Annotated in this window: 5 protein-coding genes; 2 read left to right on the top strand and 3 right to left on the bottom strand. The window is 56.2% G+C overall.

The features are described from left to right. Positions 1-107: 107 nt before the first annotated feature. Positions 108-395 carry an SRPBCC family protein gene (locus HMPREF2935_RS02280; protein WP_070731830.1) on the bottom strand — a complete coding sequence of 96 codons (288 nt, stop codon included), beginning with the start codon at positions 393-395 and terminating at the stop codon, positions 108-110. Between the two features lie 15 nt (positions 396-410). Then, positions 411-1175 (bottom strand): phage antirepressor N-terminal domain-containing protein, encoded by a 765-nt coding sequence (locus HMPREF2935_RS02275; protein ID WP_070731827.1) that lies wholly within the window; start codon positions 1173-1175, stop codon positions 411-413. 121 nt (positions 1176-1296) lie between these two features. Between HMPREF2935_RS02275 and HMPREF2935_RS02270 the strand changes: the two genes are divergently transcribed. Further along, entirely contained in the window at positions 1297-1602 is a 306-nt protein-coding gene (locus HMPREF2935_RS02270) for a hypothetical protein (RefSeq protein ID WP_070731825.1), read from the top strand. Positions 1603-1689: 87 nt separating this feature from the next. On the opposite strand, the gene HMPREF2935_RS02265 is transcribed toward HMPREF2935_RS02270, so the two are convergent. Beyond that, the gene (locus tag HMPREF2935_RS02265) at positions 1690-1938 is read right to left on the bottom strand and encodes a hypothetical protein (protein ID WP_070731823.1); all 249 of its coding nucleotides are present in this window, start codon (positions 1936-1938) and stop codon (positions 1690-1692) included. Positions 1939-2124: 186 nt separating this feature from the next. Here HMPREF2935_RS02265 and HMPREF2935_RS02260 point away from each other — a divergent pair, with 186 nt between their 5' ends. Continuing rightward, on the top strand, positions 2125-2577 hold the full coding sequence (locus HMPREF2935_RS02260; RefSeq protein ID WP_070731821.1) for a hypothetical protein: 453 nt from the start codon (positions 2125-2127) through the stop codon (positions 2575-2577). Positions 2578-2641 lie beyond the last annotated feature (64 nt).

Raw genomic sequence — 2641 nt, 5'->3', positions numbered from 1 at the left:
AAGAAACTCCAGGACAGACTCGCCGCGATCAACAGCTCGCTGAACAACGCAGGGAGCAGCTCCCACCCCGATACCGATTAGCACAGACAGCACAGTCAAAACAGTCATCATTCCGGCTTACCTCCTCCAGCAAAGACAGCTCTAAACAACGTCCTCGCAAGCATCGCAAGCGCATAGAACATTTCGACCTTTCGAGCTTCGCGCCGGCGACGACACTCTCCGTACCAAGCAAGAGCTTCACGTTGCTCGGCGGAAGGCTCCCATCCGCTAGGATGCTCGTTGATTTCTTGTTGTGTTCGCCGAAATTCGGCGGCTATCTCATCAATCGACCAGGTGCTGTAATCGGTTTCCCCTGGCGTTGCCTCGCCGGGGGTTTCCTTATTCTTGTCGGTCATGCTGCTGCCTCTTTCTTATGCTGCGTAGTATTGGTCCCAGACGCGCTGCATGAGCGGGCGGTCTGCTTCGGTATATCCATTGACCTGGCGCACCTGGCCGTTAGACAAGGTGAGGTCATACTTCTGTGGTTCGCGCCCTGTCTCCAACGTGTAGAGTGCTTTCATGCGCTTGCCGAACATCGGGGCCACGGACTTCATCTTCTTGTTGGACAGGTTCTTAGACTTGAGGAAGTCCGCGGTGTACAGGGGGCGAGTTGCCGGGTCGAGCTCCGGGACTTCACCAAGGCCACGGGCAAGGACAATGCGGGCCTTGGCTTCGAGATGGTCGGGGTGAATCAATCCCTTCGCCGCCTGACACAACTCCATCTGCATCTGCGACTGGCGCATAAGCGCGTTCAACTGGTGTTCTTCGGCGCGGGGGTTAATGGCACCACCCTTGTGGAAGTAGGCGTCGAGGGCGTTAGCCGCTTCAAGCTGAAAGGCTTCAAGTGTTGGGCGTGCTGCTTCACTGACGCGGTTAGTGTCGATGGTGGCGAGCCACATTGTCAGGGTGCGACGATCAACCATGAATACTTCACGATTCTGCCCTGCGACCTGAAGGGTCATCATGACCCCGCAGGCCCATGACTTGCCCTGAATCTTGCGGCGCTGGCTTTTGCTGTCAATGCCAAGGGCGTCGCAAACATGGGTGATGCTGGCCCATTCGGTTCCGTCCTTCTGCACCGCCATGATGGGGTTGGAAGTTCCCGGAACCGGGATAGTCACGAGCTGGTTATTCATTGTGATACTCTCCTAATGAGTTGATTGTTCTTGGCTCGGCGTTCCAGCACCGGGCCTTTTCTTTTCTGTATGTGCTTCACTGAAACCAGGGCAACCAGCCCTAGAAAGTGAGGTGAATAAAATGGCTACTTATCTGCGACTATTTCCAAAGCCGTACATTCACGTCCCGGACGGGTACGTGGACTACAAGGTGTTCCACGTAGACCCACGGCTAGAAGCTGACGAAGTCATCGAAAAAATCGAGACAGCCGATTGGGAAGAACAAATCGTGCTAAACGTCGTACTGCCTGACCTGGTATTCCCCGTCCCGATGGGGTTCCGGAAGTGTGATTGGTCTGCCTGGCTGGTACATGAGCTTGAGGACTTGGAAGAGGAAGTCCAAGAGCCTGCTCCCGGGAATGACGTGCCGCCGAACAGTGAGCATTAGCAACGACGGCGGATGACAGAGCACTATTTCGATTCAGTGCAGGTTCCCCTGGCGTTGCTGCGCCAGGGGTTTCCTTTTCATCGCGGGTCATGCTGCTTCCTGTTCTTCTACTTGGTCGAACCAAGCGCCGATGTAGTTTTTGTCGCCTTGTAGGGCGGATACGCGTAGTGCGAGTTCTGCGGTTACCTTCGCCCCAGCTCGCAGTTTTGGTATGTCTGCGGTGTGCACTCCGATGAGTAGGGCTAGCTGCTCTTCGGTCTGTAGGTTCCTTGAGCGCATGATTGCGTCTAGGGCTCCGGGGCGGAAGGTGAACCGGGGCGGTGCCATGACAGCCATGTAGTTACCTCCATGTGATTCTTGTGCTTGTGGCCGGTGCTGTTCTGCGCCGGTGAAACACATATTGCCATTCTGGTTTACATGCCGCAAGTACCCCCAGTGCGCGCACCCCCGACTGCCACCCCCGGCTGGCCGTTTAACCTGCGCTAATTGCGGCGTTTACACATTGCCACTAATATCCAATTTATGAACTTTGAAACCTGGCTAGACAACCTAATCGGCGACGACACCCGAGCTACCGCATCTAAAAAAGCCGACTACGCACAAAGCACCATCTCTCGCCAACTCTCACGCGGATACCTGCGCCCCGAAACAGTCATTGCTTTATGTCGCGCTTATGACCGCTCCCCCGTCTCAGGCCTTATCGAAACTGGGTACATCAACGACTACGAACTACACGGCCCCGACGTAGAGGTCGCACTCCGTGAAGCCACTAACGAACAGCTCTTGGACGAAATCATGCGCCGCTCCGACCCACAAGCCCGCTATCTATTCGGCAACGAGGGCGACGATGACGTCATTGGCCTAGCCCCGCATCTCACCCCCGTGTCCGACGTGGATGATTCAATGCCGCTAAGCGCTGTCGCTTACAGCGGCCCCGACGAGGACGCGGAAAGGAATGATGCCTATGACGATTAGCGCGGTAGAGCTGCACCTCCTAGCGGAAAGCATGGGCGTGCAGCTACGGCGCCACACAGGCGGG

It is taken from the genome of Corynebacterium sp. HMSC076D02 (genome assembly GCF_001813815.1).
Lineage (GTDB): Bacteria > Actinomycetota > Actinomycetes > Mycobacteriales > Mycobacteriaceae > Corynebacterium > Corynebacterium simulans.
This window is presented reverse-complemented; position numbering and strand designations above follow the sequence as displayed.

What these genes read in the sequence shown, in the direction of transcription:
- HMPREF2935_RS02270 (WP_070731825.1), top strand. Translation starts at nt 1,297, where the DNA reads ATGGCTACTTATCTGCGACTATTTCCAAAGCCGTACATTCACGTCCCG.
- HMPREF2935_RS02275 (WP_070731827.1), bottom strand. Translation starts at nt 1,175, where the DNA reads ATGAATAACCAGCTCGTGACTATCCCGGTTCCGGGAACTTCCAACCCC.
- HMPREF2935_RS02260 (WP_070731821.1), top strand. Translation starts at nt 2,125, where the DNA reads ATGAACTTTGAAACCTGGCTAGACAACCTAATCGGCGACGACACCCGA.
- HMPREF2935_RS02265 (WP_070731823.1), bottom strand. Translation starts at nt 1,938, where the DNA reads ATGGCTGTCATGGCACCGCCCCGGTTCACCTTCCGCCCCGGAGCCCTA.
- HMPREF2935_RS02280 (WP_070731830.1), bottom strand. Translation starts at nt 395, where the DNA reads ATGACCGACAAGAATAAGGAAACCCCCGGCGAGGCAACGCCAGGGGAA.